The organism is Flammeovirga sp. SubArs3 (assembly GCF_947387565.1).
In the GTDB taxonomy this organism is placed as follows: domain Bacteria; phylum Bacteroidota; class Bacteroidia; order Cytophagales; family Flammeovirgaceae; genus Flammeovirga; species Flammeovirga agarivorans.
Genome location: NZ_CANDOA010000008.1, coordinates 155319 through 176557, shown reverse-complemented (window position 1 = coordinate 176557; position 21239 = coordinate 155319). Strand labels below are relative to the sequence as shown.

Annotated in this window: 19 protein-coding genes and 1 riboswitch; of the genes, 9 read left to right on the top strand and 10 right to left on the bottom strand. The window is 34.6% G+C overall.

The window, feature by feature from the left end:
- Position 1: 1 nt before the first annotated feature.
- The 6 genes from QL232_RS21125 to QL232_RS21100 all read right to left on the bottom strand — a co-directional run bounded on the left by QL232_RS21125 (position 2) and on the right by QL232_RS21100 (position 6746).
- Positions 2 to 1042, bottom strand: coding sequence for a GAF domain-containing protein (locus tag QL232_RS21125; RefSeq protein WP_281615665.1), 1041 nt, complete (start codon positions 1040 to 1042; stop codon positions 2 to 4).
- A 49-nt stretch (positions 1043 to 1091) separates the two neighbouring features.
- Entirely contained in the window at positions 1092 to 1700 is a 609-nt protein-coding gene (locus QL232_RS21120) for a chemotaxis protein CheB (RefSeq protein ID WP_168884955.1), read from the bottom strand.
- Between the two features lie 11 nt (positions 1701 to 1711).
- On the bottom strand, positions 1712 to 2539 hold the full coding sequence (locus QL232_RS21115) for a protein-glutamate O-methyltransferase CheR (RefSeq protein ID WP_168884954.1): 828 nt from the start codon (positions 2537 to 2539) through the stop codon (positions 1712 to 1714).
- 143 nt (positions 2540 to 2682) lie between these two features.
- Positions 2683 to 2865 carry a hypothetical protein gene (locus QL232_RS21110; RefSeq protein ID WP_168884953.1) on the bottom strand — a complete coding sequence of 61 codons (183 nt, stop codon included), beginning with the start codon at positions 2863 to 2865 and terminating at the stop codon, positions 2683 to 2685.
- A 75-nt stretch (positions 2866 to 2940) separates the two neighbouring features.
- The gene (gene metX, locus QL232_RS21105; protein ID WP_281615664.1) at positions 2941 to 3987 is read right to left on the bottom strand and encodes a homoserine O-acetyltransferase; all 1047 of its coding nucleotides are present in this window, start codon (positions 3985 to 3987) and stop codon (positions 2941 to 2943) included.
- Between the two features lie 127 nt (positions 3988 to 4114).
- A riboswitch (SAM riboswitch) is annotated at positions 4115 to 4220 on the bottom strand.
- 123 nt (positions 4221 to 4343) lie between these two features.
- The gene (locus tag QL232_RS21100) at positions 4344 to 6746 is read right to left on the bottom strand and encodes a TonB-dependent receptor (protein WP_281615663.1); all 2403 of its coding nucleotides are present in this window, start codon (positions 6744 to 6746) and stop codon (positions 4344 to 4346) included.
- 271 nt (positions 6747 to 7017) lie between these two features.
- On the opposite strand from QL232_RS21100, the gene QL232_RS21095 reads away from it, so the two are divergent.
- The 4 genes from QL232_RS21095 (at position 7018) to QL232_RS21080 (ending at position 10235) form a co-directional block, all read left to right on the top strand.
- Positions 7018 to 7368: an MmcQ/YjbR family DNA-binding protein gene (locus tag QL232_RS21095; protein WP_281615662.1), complete on the top strand. Its 351-nt coding sequence runs from the start codon at positions 7018 to 7020 to the stop codon at positions 7366 to 7368.
- 138 nt (positions 7369 to 7506) lie between these two features.
- Complete coding sequence (gene serA / locus QL232_RS21090) at positions 7507 to 9396, top strand: phosphoglycerate dehydrogenase (RefSeq protein ID WP_281615661.1); 1890 nt, start codon at positions 7507 to 7509, stop codon at positions 9394 to 9396.
- 160 nt (positions 9397 to 9556) lie between these two features.
- On the top strand, positions 9557 to 9946 hold the full coding sequence (locus QL232_RS21085; RefSeq protein WP_168884948.1) for a DUF2147 domain-containing protein: 390 nt from the start codon (positions 9557 to 9559) through the stop codon (positions 9944 to 9946).
- A 37-nt stretch (positions 9947 to 9983) separates the two neighbouring features.
- Entirely contained in the window at positions 9984 to 10235 is a 252-nt protein-coding gene (locus tag QL232_RS21080) for an acyl-CoA-binding protein (RefSeq protein WP_168884947.1), read from the top strand.
- A gap of 46 nt (positions 10236 to 10281) precedes the next feature.
- On the opposite strand, the gene rfaE2 is transcribed toward QL232_RS21080, so the two are convergent.
- The 4 genes from rfaE2 to hisF form a co-directional block, all read right to left on the bottom strand.
- On the bottom strand, positions 10282 to 10770 hold the full coding sequence (gene rfaE2 / locus QL232_RS21075; protein ID WP_168884946.1) for a D-glycero-beta-D-manno-heptose 1-phosphate adenylyltransferase: 489 nt from the start codon (positions 10768 to 10770) through the stop codon (positions 10282 to 10284).
- Complete coding sequence (locus QL232_RS21070) at positions 10757 to 11776, bottom strand: lysylphosphatidylglycerol synthase transmembrane domain-containing protein (protein WP_281615660.1); 1020 nt, start codon at positions 11774 to 11776, stop codon at positions 10757 to 10759. Before QL232_RS21070 ends, rfaE2 begins: the two co-directional genes overlap by 14 nt.
- 127 nt (positions 11777 to 11903) lie before the next feature.
- Positions 11904 to 12254: an aspartate 1-decarboxylase gene (gene panD, locus QL232_RS21065; protein ID WP_168884944.1), complete on the bottom strand. Its 351-nt coding sequence runs from the start codon at positions 12252 to 12254 to the stop codon at positions 11904 to 11906.
- 248 nt (positions 12255 to 12502) lie between these two features.
- Positions 12503 to 13258 carry an imidazole glycerol phosphate synthase subunit HisF gene (hisF, locus tag QL232_RS21060; protein WP_168884943.1) on the bottom strand — a complete coding sequence of 252 codons (756 nt, stop codon included), beginning with the start codon at positions 13256 to 13258 and terminating at the stop codon, positions 12503 to 12505.
- 172 nt (positions 13259 to 13430) lie between these two features.
- On the opposite strand from hisF, the gene carB reads away from it, so the two are divergent.
- The 5 genes from carB to QL232_RS21035 all read left to right on the top strand — a co-directional run bounded on the left by carB (position 13431) and on the right by QL232_RS21035 (position 21144).
- Positions 13431 to 16247 carry a carbamoyl-phosphate synthase large subunit gene (gene carB, locus QL232_RS21055; protein ID WP_281615659.1) on the top strand — a complete coding sequence of 939 codons (2817 nt, stop codon included), beginning with the start codon at positions 13431 to 13433 and terminating at the stop codon, positions 16245 to 16247.
- Positions 16248 to 16345: 98 nt separating this feature from the next.
- Positions 16346 to 16801 (top strand): dCMP deaminase family protein, encoded by a 456-nt coding sequence (locus QL232_RS21050; protein ID WP_281615658.1) that lies wholly within the window; start codon positions 16346 to 16348, stop codon positions 16799 to 16801.
- A gap of 219 nt (positions 16802 to 17020) precedes the next feature.
- A complete protein-coding gene (locus tag QL232_RS21045; RefSeq protein WP_281615657.1) occupies positions 17021 to 18046 on the top strand; it encodes a cytochrome c oxidase subunit II in 1026 nt (341 codons plus the stop codon).
- A gap of 38 nt (positions 18047 to 18084) precedes the next feature.
- Positions 18085 to 19977, top strand: coding sequence for a cbb3-type cytochrome c oxidase subunit I (locus QL232_RS21040; RefSeq protein WP_281615656.1), 1893 nt, complete (start codon positions 18085 to 18087; stop codon positions 19975 to 19977).
- A 105-nt stretch (positions 19978 to 20082) separates the two neighbouring features.
- Positions 20083 to 21144, top strand: a complete 1062-nt coding sequence (locus QL232_RS21035) for a hypothetical protein (RefSeq protein WP_168884938.1) — start codon at positions 20083 to 20085, stop codon at positions 21142 to 21144.
- Positions 21145 to 21239 lie beyond the last annotated feature (95 nt).

Here is a 21239-nt window from a genome sequence, read left to right as displayed (position 1 = left end):
ATTAATTTTCAGTGAACCATTTGGTTACATTGTCAAGGATTTCTCTATCATCTTTAGTGAAATTATTGAAAGATGCTAGTTCGACTACTCCGGTTAAAACATCGTCATCATTAAGGATTGGAGATATCATTAGGGAGTTAGGAGAGGCGTCACCTAGTCCTGAAACTACATTAATGTATCTTTCAGGAATTGAATTTGAAATAATCGAAGTTTTCGTTTTTGCTACCTGTCCTGGAAGCCCTTCGCCAAATTCATAAGTTAAAACCTGTGAATCAGGTAAGAAGAAAGAGAAACCTTTTGAATACTGAATGATATCAATATTTTCTTTCTTATTTACCTTATAATAAATACCTGTACAGACTTTGAACTCTTTACAGATAGCATTGAGTAATTTTTGTTCTCTATCTTCTTGGTCTTCTACCGTTAGAACAGAAGATCGAATGTTTTTTCTAATAAGCTGAGCTCTTTCCTTAATAGCATCGATACGTTCTTCTTCGTTGCTTTTATTTTCCTTGTTGTAATATTTAGGAACATAAATGATTTGATCCTCAGGGTCTTTCATTAAGTCTGAGATCAAGCGGAATAAGAAGAAAATTAATATGGCAAATGTAAATCCAATCGAATAAAATGTTGGGTTACTCACTTCTCTAATCTGTCCAATGATTTTATCATCGGTGATTTCCAAGCTAGTAAGAATTACATTTGGAAGGTCATGAATACCCCAAATGGAATAAATACACAAGAAAAGGAATAGAATACCTAAATAAATATTGAAAGGTTTAGATTTATCTAGATAGAAGTAAACCGTACCAGTAATAAATATTAGATCCAAAAATCTTAGCGTTAATAGATATGTTTCTCTATTAAACTCCTTGGTATCTAAGATACCTACAAGAGATAAAATATTCGGGAATTGAATTTCCAACAAAATAATTGTTGTAAAAATGGCTGTAAAAACCCCGTTAAATATGATTCCATATTTACGTACATCAGAGCGTGAGCCTTTTCTTCGAATATTTGTTTTTTTCTGCGTTGTTTTCAAAATATTATGAAGGTTGCTTGAAAAAAGACAAGAGTTTATTAACTAACGTTTATTTTTGATAAGCCTTGTATAATTGGAGTAGAAAATTTTTAATTTTTTCTGCTTCAAGGCAAAAATCAATCTCAGTTACATTTTTCGCAGACATTGGCATCGTGTTCATCATACTCTCTTCAGGGTCTTGAATGATGGTTACACCACCTTTGTCTTTGACTGATTTCATTCCAAGTGCTCCATCCTTATTGGCTCCTGAATATAAAATACCAATGAGTTTTTCTTTAAAAGTATATGCAGCAGTTTGAAATGTTAAATCAATGGCCGGCCTGGAATTATTAATTAAACCTTCAGTAGAAAGTGAAATTGAATTACCAAGCTCTACACATAAATGATAATTGGCAGGAGCGAGGTAGACCATTCCTGGTCGGATCGTTTCTTTATCTTGAGGTTCTACAATTGTTTTAGAACTTCTTATAGATAATGCTTCGATAAAACCATGCCTAACATGTTTTAAACGATGTAGACATAAAATTATTGGTATCGGAAAATCCTTTGGTATGTCAGCTAAAAGTTGAGTAATTGGCTTAAAACTTCCTGCAGAACCCCCGATGACAATACATTTGTATTTTTTCTCGAAAACAGATTTGTCAATTAAATTGCTCATCCGGTTCTGTTTTACTCTTTAATTTTTTTATAAACCTTCTCCTCGTTATTAACTACAACGAATTTATTAGCGATATCACACCAAATTAATGACTCCTTTGAGCCAATAGCTAGATTGCCATATTTGAATAAACTTCCGTGTAGTTTTTTCAATACTTCGTTTTGTAATGTCTGATTGAAGTATATCATTACATTTCTACATAGAATGAGATCGAACTTTGAGAAGGGGTTTCCTTTGACTAAATCTTGCACTCTGAATGAGACTCTATCAAGTAGTTCTGGTTTTACATGGTAAAAACCGTCCCTTTCGATGAAATAGTCATAAATAGAACTTTTTCCACCAAACCTTTCATAGTTGGATTGGTTAAGTTCCATATTTTTTGCGTTGAAAGCAGCTTTCTTGGCTTTACTAATTATTGATTTATCTATGTCTGTAGCAATGATGGTAGCTTTGTCTAGAGTTCCCATTTCCTCTAGCATAATACACATAGAAATAACTTCTTCCCCAGAAGAACATCCAGCATGCCAAATATTGATCTTTTGATGCTCGTTTAAGATTTCAGGAATGATTTCATCACGAAGTGAAATCCAAAATGTAGGATCTCTAAACATCTCAGTAACATTGACGGTAATTTCTGAGACAAAATCTTGAAAGAATCCAGGGTTGTCTTTGAACTTACGGATTAATGCATCTACTGAACTGAATTTATATAACTCCACAACTCTTCTTACTCTTCTTGTAAAAGAAGACATTGCGTAGTTTTTGAAATCATAGTCAAAATTATCATCAATATATTGGGTTAGCCTTCTTAGCTCTGCGATTTCAATGTCTCTTTGCATATTGAAAATACGTAATGGGATTTCTATAAAAAGTGTTAGATAAAAAAATTTCTTGTTTAAATAAAGCCTGATGATAAATACGAAAAAATCCTTTTTTCATTTAAATACGAAAAAAGGATTGAATATAAAGTATTTGTTCTAGCTTATCTTCTAGATTTTACAAGTTGTGGGCAATCTGAGTGCATATCCATCACCTCGTATTTTTTTCTTTCTTTTTGGAAGTAAGAAGAAGATGCATTTCCTGAGCTGCTTGAACATGAAAAAACTAATGCACCCAAAGTGATCAATGCTAATGTCGTGAAGAATCTATTCTTAATATTGTTCATTTTGCTTCTGTCTTTTAAGTAGAATGTTAAATCGGAGTTCGATTATTACAATTTACTAAAAAACAAAAGGCGTGCCTAATTTGATAACAGAATTCTTTTTTTACTCTTTTGCTTAAAGAATGAGCTAATTGCACCAGCAATTTTATGTGTTTCTACTAAAAAACCATCATGTCCATACAGGGATGTAATCTCTTCGTAAGTTACATTTGGAATGTGTTGAGTGATGTATCTTTGCTCCGAAACTGGGAATAAAACATCGCTTGTAATTCCGATTACTTGAGTGTAAGCTTCAATAGATTGTAATGCTTCTTCTAAAGACTTTCGATTTCTACCCATGTTATGAGAATCCATGGCTTTGGAAAGTGTCCAGTATGAGTAGGCATTAAATCGTTTGGTCAGCTTGTCTCCCTGATATTGTTGGTAAGTAGAGGCTCTATAATTATCAGTAATGTTATCGTCTTTATCTGTCTGAGTAGCCTCGTAAGTGCTATAATTTCTGTATGAAAGCATAGCAACAGCTCTAGCCGCTTTTAGGCCGTTAATACCAGCATTTTCATCATTATCTCCCCATGTAGGATCTGCTTCGATAGCCATTCTCTGTGCTTCATTGAAAGCGATACCCCATGCAGAATGTCTAGCATTGGTAGCACAGATGATTAGGTTGTCCATTAATTTTGGTTGTTGAACAGCCCATTCTAGTGCTTGCTGTCCCCCTAAAGAACCTCCAATAAGAGTATTGATTTTATCAATGCCCAAATGATTTCTTAGAATCTCCAATGAACCGACAATGTCTCTAATAGTAATATTAGGGAAATCTTTGTAATAAGGTTTATTGGTGGCAGGGTTGACAGATGTTGGTCCTGTTGAGCCATAGCATGATCCTAAAACATTAACGCAGATAATGAAATGATCTTTTTCATTAAAAATGCAGTCATTGCCAAATAAACCATTCCACCAATCAAACACTTCCGCATTACCGGTTAATGCATGACAAACCCAAACTACATTGGAAAAATCTTTCTTCATTTTTCCAGCAGTAAAGTAATTCAGTGTGAATTCAGGTAAGCTCTCCCCAAGTTCAAGGTCATACTGATTATTATATGTAAAAGAATGCTCTTGCATTGTATTTTCAGATTGGTATTGATGTTCTATTAAAAGCAATGATGAGAAGATGTACATCAGCCTAATCTAGGATGCAAAATATTGGTGTGTGTAGTAGAAGGAGGATCCTTTCAGACGTTCCGATATTTGCTTATAGCTCCTAAAAATTTAGGCTAGGATGTAGCACCTTTTCACTTTTGTGATGGTTGCTAGAGGGTCTTAGAGCCTAGTCTCTGGCCTCTTCTTTATAAACACTTACGTCTTACTTAGATGTAAATGGTATGATGCTTCAAAGTAAAGTGAGAATTTAATAAAAAACAAACCCTCGCTTTTTTATTTGAATAAAACGAGGGTTTTTAGCTGTATTTTTAGAAATATTATAACTCAACTATGATTCCAATAGAAGGTTGAACAATTCCGTTGGTTGTCTCGATATATTTCGGAGAATACTTACTTGGGTCGTTTGGATCAGTGACTGGGTTTCCATTTTGATCTACTTCTGTAGTAAGTATTGGTTGTCCTTTAGACTGATATCCGTACATGTTCTGAATATCAAAATAAACATTTAAACTCCACTTGTCGAAGTAATAATATTTATCCACTCTAACATCTAATTGGTGATTGGCTGATAAACGTAATGTATTTACTTGAGAATAATCTTTTACGCCTCTTCTTTCTGCATCCCATACTTGTTTATCCATAGAAGCATCTACATCATATGGGGTATAGGGTGTGCCACCTGAATAAAGCCATCTAGCACCAATTTCCCAATTTCTCTTAAGTTTCTTACCACCAGTTAAACTAACAATATTTCTACTGTCCCAAGAAGAAGGAGCATAAACGTTAGGGTCGGCATTTGTAAATTCAGACTGAACGTAAGTGTAGGCTAGAATACCATAAAAACCCTTGAAGAATTTTTGTTGAGCCATAAACTCTATACCTCTAGATCTACCTTTTGATGTACTTGTTACAGCTTCAGATCCAATTACTCCAAAATCGGCACCCAAGTTGGCTAATGAGATTTCATTGTTGATAGAGTATGGGTATTGATCGTATAACTTTTGGAACCCTTCAACTGTAAACTTTAAGTTCTTTTCAGGAATCTTGTATTCAAAACCACCAACTAGTTGTTTGTTTCTAATGTATAATAAACCATTGTCCTTGTTTACAAAGTCTTCACCCTCTTTGTATCCTAACGTAGTGTAAGTAGGTAATTGGTAATAAATGCCTGTGTTGAAGTTTAAACTCCATCTAGGAGTAAATTGATACGATGCTGAAAATCTTGGTGAAAACTGATCTAATAAATTATTCATAGAATCAGAATAATCATTGGCATCTACTCTCGCTCCTAATGATAGAGTTACTTTATCTTGGGCTAATTTTTTTGAAACAGTAGTAAATCCACCCCATTTGTTTAGAGGTAGTACACTATTAAAGTTGATTGTTTCTAATTCCCCAGTGGAGTAATCATATAATGTTTGGTAAGTTTGGTTGGTATAATTAGCATACTCGTAACTAACACCATATGAAAAAGTAAATCCAGTATTTGTGAAAGTTAACCCTTCAAGTCTAAATTTATTCTCCGCTTCTGTTGAATTGTAATCGTAAATCTTACTTTGTGATCTATCGTTGTTCGGATATTTGAACTGATTATTTGTAAGCATGTTTCTTGATGCTACAAATGTAAATGTTGAATTGTCTCTAAAGTGCTCATATTTAGCTCCAATAGTATAATTCCATTGATTTTGCTCAGGAGTATTATTCAAGATGTAAAGGTTTTCTTCATAATCCTCATCAGTTGGTTCACCTGGTGAATCAGCTAATTTGAATTGATCAATTGCTCCAAGACCAATAATTGATATTTTATTGCGTTGGTCAATTTCATATTTATATTTTAATTGGAAGTCATTGTAAGTTGGTAGAAAAGGTAAGCCTAACACACTGAATAATGCTTGTAGATATGATTGTCTTGCTGAAACAATGATTGAAGACTTTTCTGTGACTGGACCTTCAAAAGTTACACCTATGTCAGATGTTCCTAGGATAATGTTTGTTGTGTGTTGATCAGTTCGTCCATCTTTTTGTGTGAATTCCATCACTGATGAAAGTGCATTGCCGCGACCTGCAGGATAGGCTCCTGAAAAGAATTCAACGTTTTCGATAAAATCTACATTAATCATCCCTACTGGTCCACCTGATGCACCTTGTGTAGCGAAGTGATTAATGTTAGGAATTTCAATGCCGTCTAAATAAAACCTGTTCTCATTTGGGGCACCACCTCTAATTAAAATATCATTTCTAAATGATGCTGTCGATGCAACGCCTGGAAGTGATTGTAACACTCTTGAAATATCCCTATTTGCACCCGGCGCTCTTTTAACTTCTGTAACACCAATTCTTTGTACTGAAACAGGGCTTTCATCTGACTTATAAAAGCCATTGGCAATCACTTCTACTTCGTTAAGCTCTTGGGTAGAAGGAGTTAAGGAGAAATTAATAACTGCGGGACGAGCATTTGAAACTTCTACCTCTTGTGAAGCAGGGCCATAACCAACGTAATTAACAACAATGTTATATAGACCGGGTTCTAGATTTTCAATTTGATATTTACCGTTATCGTCGGTAGTAGCACCAGTAGATGTGCCTTGAATAACAACAGTAGCGTACGGTACAGGTTCGTTTCTTGGAAGTTCCGTTACAGTTCCTCTGATAATACCTTTCTGTGCAAAAGCAGTAGAAGCTAATATGAAGATATTAAAAAGTACTAGAAAGTTTTTCATAATAATTGTTTCTTAAGTTCCATTCGTTAACACAGAACTTTAAGAATTGTTTTAAAAAAATAAGGAGATTGATAATAAGTTGATGCAAGTTAAAATTGACTTTTTATTTTTAAAACATTTTAACAGTAAAATTCTAAAAAAAGTACAAAAATGGAGATTTCCTCATGTGTGTGCTTTGTTTTTAATTCATTGTATGGAAATAAAGGTTTAATCTAATTTTTTTATCTTAGTTCATCTCATAAGAATTAAATGAAAATTAAAATAATCTATTATGAATATTGAAGATTTTAGGAATTACTGTCTTAGTAAAAAAGGAGTGACAGAAGGCTTTCCATTCGATGAAACGACATTAGTTTTTAAGGTTGGAGAAAAAGTGTTTACGATCACTAACATAGAAATGTTCGAGAGTATAAATGTGAAGTGTGATCCAGAGTTGGCAATAGAATTACGTGAGAGATACACTTCTGTATTACCGGGATATCACATGAATAAAAAGCATTGGAATACTATAGTAGTAAATAGTGATATGGACGACAGTGAAGTGAAAAAGTGGGTGGATCATTCCTATCAATTGGTCTTCGATAAACTTCCTAAGAAAATAAAGGACGTACTTGTAGATTAATCTGTAAAAGTGTGAAAAATCAATAAATTCTATCTTTTTGTTGATAATTTGGTAATAAATGGATGAAAATTATAAATAATTGATGATTAAATAATATTTTTGAGTTTGCGATTGTAACAAAAGACAGAATTAGTAATCATGGCTGACAAGAAATTTTTTGTAATTGACTTCGATAGTACGTTTACCAAAGTAGAAGCATTGGATATTTTAAGTGATATCCTTTATGAAGGTACGGACAAAAAAATTGAAGTAGGGGAGAGAATTAAAGATCTTACTGATCAGGCAATGGCTGGAGAACTGTCTTTTAGAGAAGCATTGGAGCAACGTTTAGCGTTGTTGGAGGCGACGAAAAAAGATGTATCTCAATTGTCTGACGAGTTGAAAAAACTAGTTTCTGAATCAGTAAAAAGAAATAGAGAGTTTTTCACAAAAGAGAAAGATAATGTATTGATTGTCTCCAGTGGTTTTAAAGACTTCATTACACCTGTAGTAAAAGAGTATGGTATTAAAGAAGAGAATATCTATGCAAATACTTTTACTTACAATGATAAAGATGAAGTAACTGGTTTTGATGCTTCAAATCCACTTTCTGAGCATAAAGGTAAAGTGAAGTTGATGAAAGAATTAGCATTAGACGGAGACGTTTATGTTATCGGAGACGGTTATACTGATTATGAAATTAGAGAGGCAGGATTAGCAAAAACGTTTTTTGCGTTTACTGAAAATGTGAAAAGAGAAAAAGTATTAGCTAAAGCAGATGTGGAGGCTAGTAGTTTTGATGAAATATTATACTCGATTAAACATCCTATGGCAACATCATTCCCAAAGAGTAAAATAAAAGTTCTTCTTTTAGAAAATGTGCATCAAGATGCTAAACAAAAATTAGAAGACGAAGGATATCAAGTTGAGCTTCTTGGTGGAGCTTTAGACGAAGATGAATTATGTGAAAAGATTAAAGGTGTTCACATCTTGGGTATTCGTTCTAAAACAATGCTAACAAGAAAAGTAGTAGAGGCTGCAGATAGATTGATGATTGTAGGTGCATTCTGTATTGGTACAAACCAAATAGATTTAGATGCATGTACAGAGCATGGTGTATGTGTATTCAACGCTCCTTTTAGTAATACTCGTTCTGTTGTGGAAATGGCAATTGGTGAGATTATTTTACTAATGCGTCAAATTCCAAGACGTTTACGTCAAATGGATAGAGGTGAGTGGAGTAAGTCTGCGTCTGGTAGCTTTGAAGTAAGAGGTAAGAAGCTAGGTATTATCGGATACGGTAATATTGGTTCTCAATTATCTATTCTTGCAGAGATGTTAGGTATGGATGTTTATTACTATGATGTAGTGGAGAAGCTTGCTTTAGGTAATGCTACAAAACTTTCGTCATTAGATGAGCTTTTAGCTATTTCTGATGTAGTATCATTGCATGTTGATGGTAGACCAGAAAATAAGAGATTCTTTACTGGTGAGCATATCAATAAGATGAAAAAAGGTGCAATCCTTGTCAACTTAGCTCGTGGTCCAGTTGTTGAATTAGATGCGTTACAAGCAGCATTAGATTCGAAACATTTAGCAGGTGCTGCAATTGATGTATTCCCTGTTGAACCAAAGAATAATAATGATACTTTTGATGCTCCAGTTAAAGGTGATAACCTTATCTTAACTCCACACATTGGAGGTAGTACTTTGGAAGCACAAGAAAATATTGCCGATTTTGTTCCTGGTAAAATGATTGAATATGTAAATACAGGTAGCTCATTCAATAGTGTGAACTTCCCTAATGTTCAGTTACCTCGTTTAGAAAACGGACATAGATTACTTCATATTCACAAAAACGTATCTGGTATCTTAGCTCAGATGAACAACGTTTTTGCTAAACACGGATGTAATATCTTAGGCCAATATCTTAAGACTAACGAAGAGATTGGTTATGTGATCACTGATATCGATCAGTCTTACAATCCTGAATTGTTAGAAGATATGAAAGCAATCGATAATACAATTAAGTTTAGAACATTATATTAATAGAACCATTTTAGGTTAAATATAAGGAATAGGGTACATGAAAGTGTATCCTATTTTTTTATTTGCATTTTTAAAAGTGAATGATCATTTTTACAATAGAGCTTATCTATTGATAGATTCTGAAATATTATAACTGATAAACGATAATCATTTAAAAACTATGTCTGATTTGCAGCAAAAAAATATTGAAGGTATTTGGCTTACAGGTCTTGAAGATGCACATGTTGAGATTTCAATCGAGGGTGATGTTGCAGTAGGAAAGATCGTTTGGATGCTTCGAGATAAAGAAGAAGATGGAGGTCCTAGAATTGATAAGTTGAATCCTGATGCCTCAAAGAGGGAGGTTCTACTTGAAAATATGAATATCCTGACAGGTTTTAAATATAAAGGGAAAGGTACTTGGGAAGATGGTGAAGTTTATGATCCTGATTCTGGAAAGACTTACAGTGGTAGTATTACAAGTGCAGGTCCAAATGTTTTAAAAATGAGAGGCTATGTTGGAATTAAACTGTTTGGAAGAACAGAAGTCTGGAAACGAGTAATTCAATAATTTTTTAAATACACCTTAAACAAAACACACATTTATTATGGCTTCAGAAGCTTTTAAAGATGCTCAGGTAAGAGTAAACCAATTGTCTGAGCGACCATCGAATGACGATCTATTAAAATTATATGCCCTTTTTAAGCAAGCGACAGAAGGGGATGTAAATACAGAAAGACCCGGAGGGTTTGATTTTAAAGGTAATGCTAAATGGGATGCCTGGAAAAAAATTGAAGGAACTTCTGCTGAGGAAGCAGAGTCGCAATATGTTGTTCTTGTGAATCAATTAGAAGGATAACAAAAAGAAAGGGTAGTGATTTTGAATTAATCACTACCCTTTCTTTTTATAAACCGTATTTTCTTATTTTATCTATTATTGAAGATGTAGAAAAACCCTCTACAAGTTCAATGGTTTCTACACTTCCGCCATTTTCTAAGACTTCTTTCGCTCCTACAATGTTGTCGATTGTATAATCTGCCCCTTTTACCAATACATCTGGTAATAGTGTTGAGATTAAATCTAAGGGAGTGTCATCTCCAAATAATATTACCATATCAATAAATTCAAAAGCAGCAAGTAATCTAGCTCTTGCATATTCATTATTGATAGGTCGCTCATCGCCTTTTAGACGTTTTACAGAAGCATCAGTATTTAAGCCCAATATCATTTTAGAACCTTTTAATCGAGCTTGTTCAAGGTAGTCTACATGGCCTAGGTGAACGATGTCGAAACAGCCATTAGTGAAAACGACTTTCTCATTGTTATTTTTCCACTCTTTTCTTATTTGAAGAGCTTTATTTAAGTCAACAATTTTCTCTTTACTGTGCTTCATTTTGAATTTCTAATGTGGTTTGTTGATGTCCTTTTTTGAAATTAGCTATGATAATACTAATGCCTCCAACGGTTAAGATCATAACAGTTTGAGAGGTATGCATTACTAAGGCATAAGCAATAGAAGTAGTTGCTGAAATACCGTAGGCCATTAATGTTTGTGAGGCAAAGAAATGAACGGAACCTGTGCCTCCAGGAGTAGGGATTACCATACCTAGTCCACTCATCATCATCATTACAAAGCCTACGAATAAAGATAAATGTGCTGTTTCATCTAAAACTTTGAATACGACATAGCTCATATAAAAGTAACAAAGCCATATTGCAATTGTATAGGCAATATAAATGATAAACTCTTTTCTCTTTAGTTTAAATACAGCTTGCATTCCTTCGATAACTCCAAGGATTAATGAGTGTATTGTTCTATATATCTTTGTTTTTGATAAACGGTCTCTTACTTTATAAAGGATAAAAATCCCTGCAATGAAGAAAAGTAGGATAGCTCCTAATAAAATGAACTTCTGATTCATTTGGGCTTCATTTCCTTCGAGAAATGGAAGTACCATTTGATACAAAATATCGAATTGACTGAAAAAGGCAATTGAAAAAAGAATAATAAACACTACTAAATCAATAGCTCTTTCAATGACTACGGCACCAAATGATGTTTTTGCAGGAATTCCAGATAGCTTTTGGAGGATACCGCATCTGAAAAATTCTCCAAATCTAGGTATGATTACATTTCCTGCATATCCTGACATTGTTGCCATAAAAAGATTAGAATTGCTTGTCTTTAAGTTTAATGGTTTTAGCATAAGTCCCCATCTTAATCCTCTAAAGTAGTGACTGAGGATAGCTGTCAATGATGAAAGGATGAGCCAACCCCAATGAAGATCTTTGATAGATTCGGCTACTTCTTTAATATTTTGCTCTTTTAAGACATACCACAAAAGAATCCCAGCTAAAAAAATCGAAAAAATATATTTTAAAATGTCTTGTATTTTCATCGTTAGTATCTCCAAATAGAGAATTGTGTAGTAACGTTTCGATAAAGCTAAACTGCTTATAGAAACAAATTAGCCAACTTAATTCATTGAATCAAGTTGGCCAAATGTATTTTTAATACTGTATAAATTAATCTTCTAATTTATTATCGTCATTAGGGAAAACTAATTTAGGAGAGTATTCTTTTGCCTTCTTTTGTTTCATTAAAGCATAAGAAATAATAATAAGAATATCACCTACTTGTACTTTTCTTGCTGCTGCACCATTTAGACAAATTGTACCGCTACCGCGTTCTCCTGTAATTACATAAGTTTCAAAACGCTCACCATTATTATTGTTAACGATTTGTACTTTTTCGCCTTCAATGATGTTGGCAGCATCCATTAAATCCTGATCAACAGTGATACTACCTACGTAGTTTAATTCTGCTTGTGTGACCTTCACACGGTGGATTTTTGATTTTAAAACTTCAATATACATGGTTTGTGTCTTAAATCTTCTTAATAAAGCATTTGATATCTTTTCATAACAAAAATACGAAACTTAAATGTATAAGTTTTTATTGTAAGTAATTGATTTACAATTAGTAACTTAATTTTGTATTGTTTGCTAGATAATCGTGCCTGCAATAATAAGATATATTTGTTAAATGAACAATTGTATTAGGAATCCTTATAGATCAACTAATGAATGTATGTTCATTTTATGAAGTAGTAATTAAGTATTTTTTATACTCTTACTTCAATATTACTTTCTTTTAAATGCCCTTTTAAATGAGGGATTGAGATTTCTTTAAAGTGGAAAATACTAGCTGCTAATGCTGCATCTGCTCCGTTTTGTTGAAACAGGTCAATGAAATGCTCTTCTAATCCAGCACCCCCAGAAGCAATAACCGGAATGTTCAAAGAAGTAGAAATTTCTTTAGTTAGTTCGATAGCAAATCCTGCTTTAGTTCCGTCATGATCCATTGAGGTGAGTAATATTTCACCAGCACCTCTTTCCTGACATTCATGTACCCAAGGAATTGTTCTAAGCTCTGTTGGAGTTCTTCCTCCTCTTACATGTACAATATGTTCACCATTAACAAAGCGTGTGTCAACAGCAACTACGATACATTGGCTTCCAAATTCATTGGCTAATTCGTTGATCAATTCAGGTCTTTTTACTGCAGATGAATTGATAGACACCTTGTCAGCTCCAGCGTTTAATAAAGCAGATACGTCTTCAACACTAGAGATACCACCACCTACAGTAAATGGAATATTGATTTTTGAAGCGACTTTTTGAACTAATTCGATCAAAGTCTTCCTTTTTTCAACAGTTGCAGTGATATCTAGGAAAACAAGTTCGTCAGCCCCCTGATCAGAGTAGATTTGGGCCAGTTCGACAGGGTCTCCAGCGTCTCTAAGTTCCACAAAATTAACGCCTTTGACTGTTTTTCCATCCTTTATATCTAGGCAGGGAATTATTCGTTTTGTTAGCATACAGGGAGATTTTAGAAAAAGTACAAAGATAAATGAACTTTTTTATATTTTATAGATAATTCAATTTTAATTGCATTCTGCTATTTTATTTATAATTTTTTGATGCATTTACTAAAAATAAGCTTAGTTTTGCATCCCGAGTGTTAAGTCATGTTTTTTAAAGAATAGCAAAATGCCAAAGAAGAATCACATCAAATCGGTACTTATCATCGGGAGTGGACCAATCATTATTGGTCAAGCTTGTGAGTTTGATTACTCAGGATCTCAAGCAGCGAGATCATTGCGAGAAGAAGGTATCGAAGTAACCTTGATTAATTCTAATCCTGCAACTATTATGACAGATTCGGTGACCGCCGATAATGTCTATCTCCGACCTCTGGAGAAAAAATACATCAGAGAAATTCTTGAAAAGCATGAAATTGATGCTGTATTGCCAACAATGGGTGGTCAAACAGCACTTAATCTTGCGATTGATTGCCAAGAAGCCGGAATCTGGGAAGATTTTGGAGTAGAAATGATCGGTGTTGATGTAGACGCGATCAATCTAACAGAAGATAGAGAGCTTTTCAGACAGAAAATGCTTGAACTTAATGTTGGTGTATGTACAGGTCGTACAGCTAAGTCATTCTTAGAAGGTAAGGAAATTGCTCAAGAGATTGGTTTCCCACTAGTAATCCGTCCATCATTCACAATGGGTGGTACAGGTGGTGGATTCGTTCACTCTCAAGAAGATTTCGAGAAAGCTCTAAAAAGAGGTTTAGAAATGTCACCTGTTCATGAAGTACTTGTTGAACAATCTATTTTAGGATGGAAAGAATACGAGTTAGAATTACTTCGTGATAACATTGGTAACGTAATTATCATCTGTTCTATTGAGAACTTTGACCCAATGGGTGTTCATACAGGTGATTCAATTACAGTAGCCCCTGCTCAAACTTTACCTGATACAGTGTATCAGAAGATGAGAGATTTGGCAATCAAAATGATGAACGGAATTGGTAACTTTGCGGGTGGATGTAATGTCCAGTTCTCAGTGTCACCAAACGACGACGAAATCATTGGTATCGAGATTAACCCTCGTGTTTCTCGTTCTTCAGCTTTAGCCTCTAAAGCAACAGGTTATCCGATCGCTAAGATTGCAGCAAAATTAGCTATTGGTTACAACTTAGATGAATTGAAAAATCCAATTACAGGTACTACTTCAGCGTTCTTTGAGCCTGCATTAGATTATGTAATTGTTAAGATCCCTCGTTGGAACTTTGATAAATTTAAAGGTGCAGATACTGAACTTGGTCTACAAATGAAAGCTGTAGGTGAAGTAATGGGTATCGGCCGTACTTTCCAAGAAGCATTACAGAAAGGTTGCCAATCTTTAGAGATTAAACGTAATGGTATTGGTGCTGATGGGAAAGAAAATACGAACCAAGAAGAAATTCTTTACAAATTGGAGCATCCATCATGGGATAGATTGTTTGCAATTTGGGATGCAATGAAGCTTGGTATCGCAATGAGAACTGTTCGTAAGATTACTAAAATTGATAAGTGGTTCTTACGTCAGATCTTAGATCTAGTATTAGTTGAAAAGAAAATATCTGAGTTTACTGTAGATACAATTCCTTTTGAACTAATGCGTGAAGCAAAAGAAAAAGGATTTGGTGACCGTCAAATCGCTCATACTTTAGGTTGTTTAGAATCTGAAGTATTCAATAAGCGTTATGAGGAAATGGGCATCAAACGTCAATTCAAGTTAGTAGATACATGTGCTGCTGAATTTGAGGCGAAAACTCCTTATTTCTACTCAACGTTTGATTCTGAAAATGAATCAAACACTACTAAGAAGAAAAAGATTGTAGTATTAGGTGCAGGTCCTAACCGTATTGGTCAAGGTATTGAGTTTGATTACTGCTGTGTGCATGGTGTATTAGCTTCTAAAGAGGCGGGCTATGAGACAATCATGATCAACTGTAACCCTGAAACGGTATCGACTGATCCTGATGTTGCAGATAAATTATACTTCGAGCCAGTATTCTGGGAGCATATCTACGAAATCATCTTACACGAGAAACCAGAAGGTGTAATCGTTCAGTTAGGTGGTCAGACTGCACTTAAAATTGCTGAGAAGTTAACTAAGTATGGTATCAAAATCTTAGGTACTAGTTATGAAGCACTTGATTTAGCAGAGGATAGAGGTAGCTTCTCTACATTATTGAAAGAGAATAATATCCCTTACCCTAAATTCGATGTAATCGAAACTGCTGATGAGGCTTTAGATAAAGCTGAAGATTTAGGATTCCCTCTATTAGTAAGACCTTCTTACGTATTAGGTGGTCAGAAAATGAAGATCGTTATCAACGAGGAAGAATTAGAGCAACATGTTGTTGAAACTTTAAGAGATATCCCAGGTAACAAAGTACTTCTAGACCATTACTTAGACGGTGCAATTGAAGCAGAAGCAGATGCGATCTGTGATGGTGAAAATGTTTACATCATCGGTATTATGGAGCATATTGAGCCTGCTGGTATTCACTCAGGTGACTCTTATGCAGTATTGCCTCCATATAACTTAGGAGACTTAGTGATTGAGCAAATCAAAGAGTATACTAAGAAGATTGCAATTGCCTTGAAAACGAAAGGTTTATTGAATATTCAGTTTGCGATCAAAAATGATAAAGTATACATCATTGAAGCGAACCCAAGAGCATCTCGTACAGTTCCATTTATCTGTAAGGCTTACCAAGAGCCATACGTAAATTATGCAACTAAAGTGATGTTAGGTAAGAACAAAGTGACTGACTTTGATTTCAAGCCAGTGAAGAAAGGTTACGCAATCAAAGTACCTGTCTTCTCATTCAATAAATTCCCTAATGTTGATAAGCAGTTAGGACCAGAAATGAAGTCTACAGGTGAGGCAATTTACTTCATCGACAACTTAAAAGATGAGTACTTTAGAGATATTTACTCTAGAAGAAATCTTTACTTAAGTAGATAATTTTTTCTGAAAAGAATATATTTGAAGCTCACGGCTATTTAGTCGTGAGCTTTTTTTACAATCGTAATTTTTTAACGTCAGACGTAAAACTTTTTGTCATGAGTCGAAGTCAAGAATTTGATATTGCTTTTATGCGATGTGCAGAATCTATTGCAGAGTTAAGTAGATGTGTACGCTTGAAAGTAGGAGCTATAATTGTTAAGAATGGCAACATTATATCTATGGGGTATAACGGTACACCAAAAGGATTTGATAATGCTTGTGAGTTTGAATTAGAGTCTTCTAACGAAGAGACAGGCGAGAAGACAGTTGTGCTTAAAACAAAAGAGGAAGTATTACATGCCGAAGCCAATGCGATTACTAAGGCAGCGAAGTCCACTTATTCTACAGATGGAGCAAGCATTTATTGTACGGATAGTTGTTGTTTTGGATGTGCAAAACTTATCATACAAGCAGGTATAGTTAAGTTCTATTATAAAAGAGAATATAGGGATACTTCAGGGTTGGATTTATTAAGAAAAGCAGGTATTGAAGTAATCAAAGTCACTTACTAAAAAAGTGACTTTTTTGTTTTTATCTTCTTGATATTCATGCCCTTTTTATAAAATATCGAATTTAGTCATCAAAAAAGCATGATATTTATCATCAATACCAATTTTCTTTAATATATTTGAGAGAATTTTTATGCGAACTGAACTTCACATAAAACAATTTCGACGATCAAATTGTCACTATAAAAAAGTATATCACAAACTACACACTATTAAGAAGGTATGACAACGGCTTTACTTTTTGCCACGGGTGCGATATTAATCATAGCTGTATTGGCTTTGGTTTATCGAATTATCACTTTAGTAGGGATTGCTAAAGGAGATGAAAAAAAAGTTTCATCAAGTAATAAGATAAACGCTGCTATTTTTCCAATTTTATTGGTAGTAGGGTTTGGCTTGATTTACTGGTCGTATAACGACGCCTCACAGTATTTCCTTCCTGAAGCTGCATCAATCCATGGTAAAGAAACAGACTCACTATTTAACATTACGTTAGGAATTGTGTTTGCTGCATTTGCATTAACACACATTCTTCTGTTCACTTTCCCATTTTTCTTTCAACATTCGGAGAAAAGAAAAGCTCACTATTATCCACATAACGATATGTTGGAGATTGCTTGGACAGCAGTTCCTGCAATTGTAATGGCAGTACTTGTAATCTTCGGTTGGAGAGCATGGTCTGACATTACAGCACCTGCAACTGACGAAGCAATCCAAGTTGAATTAATGGGTAAACAATTTGCATGGGAGATTCGCTACCCAGGTAAAGATTTAAAATTGGGTAAGTACGATGTGGCAAATATCGATAATACTAACTCAATGGGTGTGGACTTTGATGATGTGAATGCTACAGATGACTTTATGGCTCGTGAAATCGTTTTACCAGTAGGTAAAGAGGTGGAATTGAAGATTAGAGCAATTGATGTAATTCACTCTGTATTCTTACCTCACTTTAGAGTGAAGATGGATGCCGTTCCAGGTATGCCAACTCGCTTTAAGTTTACTCCAACAATTACTACTGAGGAGATGCGTAAGAAAACTAACAACGCTAAATTTAATTATGAATTAGCTTGTACAGAAGTTTGTGGATACGGTCACTTTGGTATGCGTAAGATTGTTAAGATTGTAACGCAAAAGGAGTATGATGCTTGGTTACAAAAGCAAAAGCCTTGGTTAGAGAAGAACCCTGACTATATGGCTGAGTGGGAAGCTAAGAAGTCGAAAGATAGCGTAGCTCAAGCAAACTAAATTTAGATACAACGAAATAACTATAAAGAATCATAGACATGGCAAGCGTAGTATTAGACGTAGAACATAACGCAGTGGGTCATGATGATCACCATGATCACCATGGCAATTTCTGGACAAACTATGTGTTCTCTTACGACCATAAAGTAATTGCTAAACAATACCTTATTTCAGGTATTCTTTGGGCCATCATTGGTGGTGGTTTATCATTATTATTCCGTATTCAGTTAGGTTTTCCGGAAGCTAACTTAGAGTGGTTAAGACCTCTTTTAGGTGATTGGATCACTGAGTCTGGTAAAATGGATACAACTTTTTATTTAGCTGCAGTAACGATGCATGGTACCATTATGGTATTCTTTGTGTTAACAGCTGGATTAAGTGGTACTTTCTCCAACTTCTTGATTCCTTTACAAATTGGTGCTCGTGATATGGCATCAGGATTTATGAACATGTTATCATACTGGTTATTTGCATTAGCATCAGTAATCATGTTAGCATCATTGTTCATTTCTACAGGTCCTGCTTCTGGTGGTTGGGTAATTTATCCTCCATTATCAGCATTACCTCAAGCAGTATCAGGTTCTGGTACAGGTATGACATTATGGTTAGTGTCAATGGTATTCTTTATTGCATCGTCATTATTAGGATCTATCAACTATATCGCAACGACTATTAACTTAAGAGCTGCAGGTATGTCATTTGCAAAGCTTCCTCTTACTATTTGGTCGTTCTTTATTACAGCGATTATCGGTGTGTTATCGTTCCCTGTACTTTTTGCAGCAGCACTTTTATTAGTGTTTGATCGTAGTTTTGGTACTTCTTTCTATTTATCTGACATTTATATCCAAGGTGAGTTATTATCTCATTCAGGTGGTAGCCCAATCTTATTCCAGCATTTATTCTGGTTCTTAGGTCACCCTGAGGTATATATCGTATTATTACCAGCTTTAGGTTTAACTTCAGAAGTTATATCAACAAACTCAAGAAAGCCTATCTTTGGTTACAGAGCGATGATTGGTTCAATGTTAGGTATTGCGTTCCTTTCATTTATTGTATGGGCACACCACATGTTCGTATCTGGTATGAACCCATTCTTAGGAACTATCTTCATGTTCTTGACGCTGATTATTGCAGTTCCATCTGCGGTAAAGGCATTCAACTATATCACAACATTATTTAGAGGTAATATCGTATTTACTCCTGCAATGTTGTTCTCGATTGGTTTAGTATCATTATTTATCTCAGGTGGTGTAACAGGTATTATCCTTGGTAACTCTGCTTTAGATATCCAACTTCACGATACTTACTTTGTAGTAGCTCACTTCCACTTAGTAATGGGTTCTGCAGCATTCTTTGGTATGATGGCTGGTGTTTACCACTGGTTCCCAAAAATGTTTGGTAGAATGATGAATACAGCTTTAGGTTATGTTCACTTCTGGTTAACATTCCTAGGTGCTTATATGGTATTCTTCCCAATGCACTACATTGGTATCGCAGGTTTCCCAAGAAGATACTACTCATTCACAAACTTCGATGCGTTCTCAACTTTTGCTGATTTAAATACTTTTATTTCAATTGCAGCGATTGTTACAGTAACAGGTCAATTTATCTTCGTATTCAACTTCTTCTGGAGTATGTTTAGAGGTAGAATTGCTCCATTGAACCCATGGAAGTCTAATACATTAGAGTGGACAACTCCAAGAGTTCCTGGTCACGGTAATTGGCCTGGTCCACTTCCAATTGTATATCGTTGGCCATACGATTATTCTAAGCCAGGTGCTGAGGATGATGGTTATGGTGACTTTATTCCACAAACTGTTCCTTTCTCTAAAACAAAAGCTTCAAATACACCTGAAGAAGGTCGTTTAGCTGAGTTAGAAGGTGAATTCCAAGATCTTGCAGATCACAGAGAAAAGAACCCTTTCATTTAATAGACTTTAAGTTTATTTATATAAATACTTTTATCAGAAGTATCTTAAACCCTACCATTTGGTAGGGTTTTTTTTATATATTTACTTAAATAATCAATCAAAGAAATGACTGTTATTCGCCAATTATCCTTATTCATATTTTTTCTTGTGGTTCTTTTATCTTGTTCTCAAAATGATTTTCAAGGGCCAAATTTTTCTGATGGAAGCCAATATTATCCAATAGAAGAAGGGTGGTACATTACGTATGAGATAGATAGTATTCTGATTGATCAAGATAGTTCAGATCGAGATGATGGCATTATCTATGAAAATTCAATCCAACTGATGGAAAGAATAGATAAGCCTTATGAAGACGGGTTTGGTCATACCAACCATCGATTACAACGCTATAAAAGGAGTGATGAAAATCAAGAGTGGGTTTTGGATTCCGTTTGGGCAGTTACTTATAGAGACAATAACATAATCAGGTACGAGAATGGTATTCCCTATATTAAGTTAGTTAACCCTATTTACGATAGGCTTCAATGGGATCAAAATGCATTCAATAACCAAGGTTCGACAAGTCCTTCAGGTTTTGATTTAAGATATACCGCTAAATCTATTGGTAGGTTCTTCGCTTTTGATGATAAGAATTTTACAAATACAGCTCAGATTACAGAGATTGATATTGAAAATGAAGTCACTAAATCTGAGGAGAAGAAGAATGTTGTTTACGCGAAAGATATTGGTAAAGTCTATTCTGAATATAGAGATGTCAAGAGGAAGTACTATGAATTGCGTAGTGATGATGCAGAACTCTTAGGTAATCCATATTGTCAGGCGGAGAATATAAATAAAGAGGTGATTACTTTGGGAAATGGACAAAGAGTGAGAAACCCATTTTTTGGTAATGATCCTTGTGAAGCAAACCCAATATATTACGAGACTATAGAAGGGGATACTGATGAAGAAAAACAAGCAAATATTGAAGCTTGGATAGCTAGTAATGAAAGTGGGTCAAACCCATCTGTGATTGATTGGGAAACACAGACAAGTCAAACTGGAGATACTAAAGTATATGTTGTGTTTATATTGGACCCGACCTATTATAATGGTTTTAATGAAATAGGGACTGTTATTGAAGAAAAGGTAATTGAATATGGAATTCTAGTGCAACCTGGTGAATAATTCTTATTTTTTATTCTTCTTTGTTTTTATTGATGATAAACACTAAGTATTACTTTTCTTTTCCTTTTTCAACATCTAAATTGCACCACGAAATT